Annotated in this window: 8 protein-coding genes and 1 pseudogene; 3 read left to right on the top strand and 6 right to left on the bottom strand. The window is 67.5% G+C overall.

What is annotated here, in order from left to right; genetic code table 11:
• The 6 genes from WA965_RS12845 to WA965_RS12820 form a co-directional block, all read right to left on the bottom strand.
• Window positions 1–366: inositol monophosphatase family protein (locus WA965_RS12845; RefSeq protein ID WP_526447587.1), on the bottom strand; the 366-nt coding region annotated here is incomplete at its 3' end.
• Between the two features lie 17 nt (window positions 367–383).
• Entirely contained in the window at window positions 384–1,199 is an 816-nt protein-coding gene (locus WA965_RS12840) for an Rv2133c family protein (protein WP_526295731.1), read from the bottom strand.
• The gene (locus WA965_RS12835) at window positions 1,183–1,770 is read right to left on the bottom strand and encodes an Rv2134c family protein (protein WP_526295729.1); all 588 of its coding nucleotides are present in this window, start codon (window positions 1,768–1,770) and stop codon (window positions 1,183–1,185) included. Before WA965_RS12835 ends, WA965_RS12840 begins: the two co-directional genes overlap by 17 nt.
• Before the next feature lie 55 nt (window positions 1,771–1,825).
• The gene (locus tag WA965_RS12830; RefSeq protein ID WP_526295727.1) at window positions 1,826–2,530 is read right to left on the bottom strand and encodes a histidine phosphatase family protein; all 705 of its coding nucleotides are present in this window, start codon (window positions 2,528–2,530) and stop codon (window positions 1,826–1,828) included.
• Window positions 2,527–3,357: an undecaprenyl-diphosphate phosphatase gene (locus WA965_RS12825; protein WP_526295735.1), complete on the bottom strand. Its 831-nt coding sequence runs from the start codon at window positions 3,355–3,357 to the stop codon at window positions 2,527–2,529. The genes WA965_RS12830 and WA965_RS12825 overlap by 4 nt, the downstream gene beginning before the upstream one ends.
• A gap of 44 nt (window positions 3,358–3,401) precedes the next feature.
• A complete protein-coding gene (locus tag WA965_RS12820) occupies window positions 3,402–3,713 on the bottom strand; it encodes a hypothetical protein (RefSeq protein ID WP_526295725.1) in 312 nt (103 codons plus the stop codon).
• 181 nt (window positions 3,714–3,894) lie between these two features.
• Here WA965_RS12820 and WA965_RS12815 point away from each other — a divergent pair, with 181 nt between their 5' ends.
• The 3 genes and pseudogenes from WA965_RS12815 to WA965_RS12805 form a co-directional block, all read left to right on the top strand.
• Complete coding sequence (locus tag WA965_RS12815) at window positions 3,895–4,878, top strand: YncE family protein (protein ID WP_526295723.1); 984 nt, start codon at window positions 3,895–3,897, stop codon at window positions 4,876–4,878.
• Entirely contained in the window at window positions 4,875–5,138 is a 264-nt protein-coding gene (locus WA965_RS12810) for a DUF5703 family protein (protein WP_526295721.1), read from the top strand. The genes WA965_RS12815 and WA965_RS12810 overlap by 4 nt, the downstream gene beginning before the upstream one ends.
• Window positions 5,139–5,274 (top strand): annotated as a pseudogene (locus WA965_RS12805) (quinone-dependent dihydroorotate dehydrogenase); the annotation flags it as partial.

The following is a 5,274-nucleotide window of genomic DNA, read 5'->3' as shown; positions in this document are numbered from 1 at the left end:
CAGCGCGACCGCTGCGTCGGTGAGACCGCCCCCGTGAGGCCCGGAAGAGCGCTGCCACAACGCGATGTGCACGGCCCAGTCCGCGCGGCCGGGCATCGAGTACTCGTGGGTGCCGTCGACGGGGTCGACGATCCACACCCGGTCGGCGTCGACCCGAGACACGTCGTCGACGGCCTCCTCGGACAGCACCGCGTCGTGCGGCCGCTCCCGGTGCAGCCGGTCCAGGATCAGCGTGTTGGCGCGCTTGTCTCCGGCGTCACCGAGGTCGTAGGGATCATAAAAGCCGATCTGTTCACGCATCGCCAGTAGCAGGTCACCGGCTTCGGCGGCCACCTCGGCGGCCAGCGCTGCATCGGTGAGGGTCACCGGGCAAGTAGATCACGTCAGAAAGCCGGCCACGGTATCGGTCGGCGTCGATCGGGTCCGGGCATCACCGGGTTTTGCAGCAGGGCAACAACTCTGGCCCGCAGTGCAGCGACCTCGCGGGGGGTGATGTGACAGCACAACTCGGCACCGAGGTCGTCTGTCAGGGCATCACCGAAAGCGGCCACCGCCTCGAGGGTGTCGTCGTCGACGGGTTTGCCCGCCCAGCCCCACAGAACGGTGCGCAGCTTGTCCTCGACATGCAGGCTGACGCCGTGGTCCACGCCGTAGACCTGCCCGTCAACCCCGTGGAGCACATGGCCGCCCTTGCGATCGGCATTGTTGATCAACACGTCGAACACGGCGATCCGCCGCAGCCTGTCGTCGTCGGAGTGCACCAGGGTGACTTCGTCGCCGGCGTGGTCGTAGGCCTCGAGGACCGGCAGGAAACCGGGAGGGATCCTGCCCGACGGCACCAGATCGATGAGGTCCGGACCGGCATCGTCTGCCTCATCGTCCTCGGTGTCGCTGGGCTGCTCGACCCAACGCTGCAGCATCCCGGGACCCGCTGGTCCGTCACGAATGATGGTGTGGGGCACGATGTCCCAGCCCAGTGCCGCCGACACCAGGTACGCGGCGAACTCGCGGCCCGCCAGCGTTCCGTCGGGAAAGTCCCACAGCGGTGCCTCACCGCGGATCGGTTTGTACACACAGTGCTGGGTGAGCTCGCCCAGTGTGGCCTCGCACAGGAAGGTCGCGTTGCTCGCCGAGCGGATCCGCCCGATGACGGTCAACTCGCCGTTCTGCAGCACCCCGACGTCAGATGTCGTCGACATCGTCGGATCCACCCAGCGCGCCGCGCCGGTAGCCGTTGGTTCGGACGCAGATGTGTCCTTCGGGATCCAGCGGCTCGTCACAGAGCGGGCAGGGTGGGCGTCCCGCCGAGATGACCCGGTTGGATCGCGTCGCGAACTCCCGCGCCGACTCGGGGGTCAGGAACACGCGCACCGCGTCCGGCCCCTCCTCGGCGTCGTCGAGGACCACCGAGGCGTCGAACTCAGCCTCCGACACGGCGAGGAGTTCGACGACGACCGTCTCCGCCTCGGAGTCCCAGCCCAGCCCCATGGTGCCGACCCGGAACTCGGCGTCCACCGGGGTGATCAACGGACTCAGGTCCTCGACCTCGCCGGTGTCGGGGGGAACCGGCGTGCCGAAGCGCTTGTTGATCTCCAGCAGCAACGCGTCGATCCGTTCGGCGAGCACCGCCACCTGCTGTTTTTCCAAGATCACCGAGATCACCCGTTTGTCGTGGACCGCTTGCAGGTAGAACGTGCGATTTCCGGGTTGGCCGACGGTCCCGGCCACGAATCGGTCGGGTGTGCGGAAGACATGGATTTCGCGGGACATGGCAGCTTCCAAAATACCGGCTACGCCACGTCAGCCGTAATTGTGCGGCGTGCGCTCATTCGGTGGATCCGCCGACCACGGCTTCACCGGTGGGAACGGTGCCGTCCTCGGTCTTGCCATCGGCGGGCACAGCGGTCAGCGCCGAGTTCAGTGCGGAGCCGGTGTGGTTGACGTGGATCACAAAGGGCCGCAGCGTCGTATAGCGGATCACACTGACCGATGCGGGGTCGGCGTTGATGCGCTGGAAGCTGTCCAGGTGCGAGCCCAGGGCATCTGCGAGCACCGCTTTGATCACGTCACCGTGTGTGCAGGCGATCCACAGCACGTCGCCGCTGTGCTCCGCGGCCAGCATGCGGTCGTGCTCACGCACCGCGGCCACCGCGCGGGCCTGGACGGCGGCGAGCCCCTCCCCGTCCGGGAACACCGCCGCGCTGGGTTGCTGCTGGACCACCGCCCACAACGGCTCTTTGACCAGCTCACCGATCTTGCGGCCGGTCCAGGAGCCGTAGTCGACCTCGACGATCCGTTCGTCGACCACCGGCTGCAGTCCCAGCGCGGACGCCAGCGGTTCGACCGTTCGCTGACAGCGCAGCAGGGGCGACCGGACGATCGCGCGGATCGGCAGCGTCCCGAGGCGCTCCACGAGTGCCTCGGCCTGTTCGCGGCCGCGGTCGTCGAGGTCCACACCCTCCGACCGACCCGCCAGGGTGTGGGCGGTGTTCGACGTCGACCGGCCGTGACGCAACAGCAGAACCGTCATGTAGCCGCCACCACTCCTGTCCCGAGCAATATCAACACGACACATCCGAGCACGATGCGGTAGCCGACGAACCAGTACATGCTGTGCCGGACCAGGAATCGCAGGAACCACGACACGGCGGCGAAGCCGACGACAAACGCGATGACGGTGGACACCAGCAGTTGCGCACCGGTAGCGCTCATGCCCTCCCCGACCGGGTCGAACGCATCCGGGAGCGAGAACATGCCCGAGGCGAACACCGCCGGGATCGCCAACAGGAAACCGAACCGGGCTGCCAGTTCCCGGTCGAGCCCCAGATACAGGCCCGCGCTGATCGTGGCGCCCGACCGCGACACGCCCGGTATCAGCGCCAGGCACTGTGCGAGGCCGACGATGACGCTGTCGCGCCAGGTCAGATCCTCGACGCGGCGTGTCTGCCTGCCGTAGTACTCAGCCGCCGCGATGACCAGCGAGAACACGATCAGCGCGGTCGCCACCAGCCACAGATTGCGTGCGCCGGTGCGAATTTCGTCCTTGAAGAGCAGGCCGACCACACCGATCGGGATCGACCCGATGATCACCCACCAGCCCAACCAGTAGTCGGCATTGCGGTGCGCAGCCTCAAAAAGGCCGGAAAACCACGCCTTCACGATCCGGACGATGTCGCGTGCGAAGTAGACCAGGACGGCCGCTTCGGTGCCCAGCTGGCTCACCGCGGTGAACGAGGCGCCGGCGTCCTCATCGAAGAACACCCGGGATGCAATGGCCAGGTGCCCCGAGGACGACACCGGCAGAAACTCGGTGAGTCCCTGCAGCACCGAGAGGACGACGACCTGCAACCAGGACATCGCGGCCACGTCCGTCACGACGACGACCGTACCGTGAAGTGGGTTCAGCGGCCGTTGCGAGGCACCGGCTGCGCGTCGGCGACGGCGTCACGGACGACCGCAGCGAGGCTGCGCTCATCAAAAAGGTCGATGTCGGTGAGCTTGCGGGTGGCGAGAGCGACGACGTCCTCGGACTGCGGCACCGGACCACGCACTCGGGGCCGGTAGATCTCGACGACCAGCGCCTGGCGCTCGGTGCGAAATGAGAAGCTGCGTCCGTCTCCCACCTGGCCGAACCCGCTGGCGTGCACCCCGGTGGTGATGTCCTCGACAGCAAATCGGTGATCGGTCACGTCCCTGTCCATGGAAAGGGTCATGGTCCGTACCATACCGTCGCGATCGTCAACGGGCGTGACGGACGCGACGAATACTGGCCTCCGGGGGTGCATACACTGGCTGTTCGATCAGGTTCCATACACACAATCCGAGAGCTACCCATTGCCGCGTCGCATCAACCCACCAGCTCAGCTGATTCGTTTCGGCACTGCAGCGCTGGCAATGGCACTGATTGCCGGCTGCTCGTCGAACCCGGTGGACAGCCCTCCGCCGACAATCGAAGCGGCGCAGGCCGCCGACTCGCCTGCCGTCACCGGCACCCCGCCGGGAACGGTCCTTCCTCTGGCCGGCCCGGCGCAGGCGGCGGTGTTCGACTCGCAAACCGACTCGCTGGTGGTCCTCGGCGCCGGTCGCGACAACAGGTCGGTCGTCACGGTGTTCCCGGAGGCGGGAACACCGTCACCCACTGAGCTCGATGGGTCCGCCACGGCGATGGCCGCAGACGGCGAGGGTGGACTGATCCTGTCTACGGAGGGCGGTTATTTCCGGTTCGACATCACCTCCGGTGATGCGACGAGGATCGATGTGCAGGACCAGGACGGGGTGGACTTCACCGCGATCGCGCGGCGCGCCGACGGCAAGGTGGTGCTGGGAAGCGCCGACGGCGCGGTGTACACGCTGGCTTCGGACACCGAGGTCGGTGCGCGACTGAAGATGTTCGCGCGAGTGGACGCCATTGTGACGCAAGGCAATACCGCGATCGTGCTGGATCGGGGACAGACCTCCATCACCAGCCTCGACGCCGAAGGAACAAAATCGGCACACGCGCTGCGCGCGGGTGCGGGCGCAACGACGATGGCCGCCGATTCGGCAGGCAGGGTGGTGGTCGCCGACACCCGCGGCGGCGAACTGCTCGTTTACGGGGTCGACCCGTTGATCCTGCGACAGCGCTTCCCGGTGCCGGACTCCCCCTACGGTCTGACCTCCTCGGGCACCGCCGAAGGACTGACGTGGGTCGCACAGACGGCGACGAACACCGTCGTTGGTTACGATCTCTCGACCGGCATCCCCGTCGAGAAGGTGCGACATCGAACAGTGCGGCAACCGAACTCGCTGGCGGTCGACGAGGCGACGGACACCCTCTATGTGGTCTCCGGCTCGGGCGACGGCGTCCAGGTGATCACCTCTGCGGGCGAGGCGGAATGAGCACGGGCTCGCGGGGACGGCTGCCGGCAACCTGGGACCAGGCGGTGTCGGAGGGCTCCGGCGAGTACGAATGGATCCCGCTGCGGCTGCCACCAGACGTGACCCGGGTGAACGCCTCGATCCGGTTGTCCATCGAGGCCGAGTACCGGGGCTGGGAGCTGACCCGGGTCCGGCTCTACACCGACGGCAGCAGACGGGTGTTGCTGCGACGCAGGAAACGGGCCGACACCCCGCAAACCCCCGATCAACCGGCGCTGTAGATGGGGGTCTACAACGGACTTCGGCGGGCACTGTTCCTGGTGCCCCCGGCGCGGATCCACGGCTGGGTGTTCGCCGGCCAGCGCACCGCCACCGGACCGGCACCTGTGCGCCGCCGGCTGCGACGCCGGTTGAGCC

The sequence above is a fragment of the Mycobacterium sp. genome (assembly GCF_049683935.1).
In the GTDB taxonomy this organism is placed as follows: Bacteria; Actinomycetota; Actinomycetes; order Mycobacteriales; family Mycobacteriaceae; genus Mycobacterium.
Note: the sequence above shows the minus strand (reverse complement) of the source record. Positions and strands in the feature narration are given on the sequence as shown.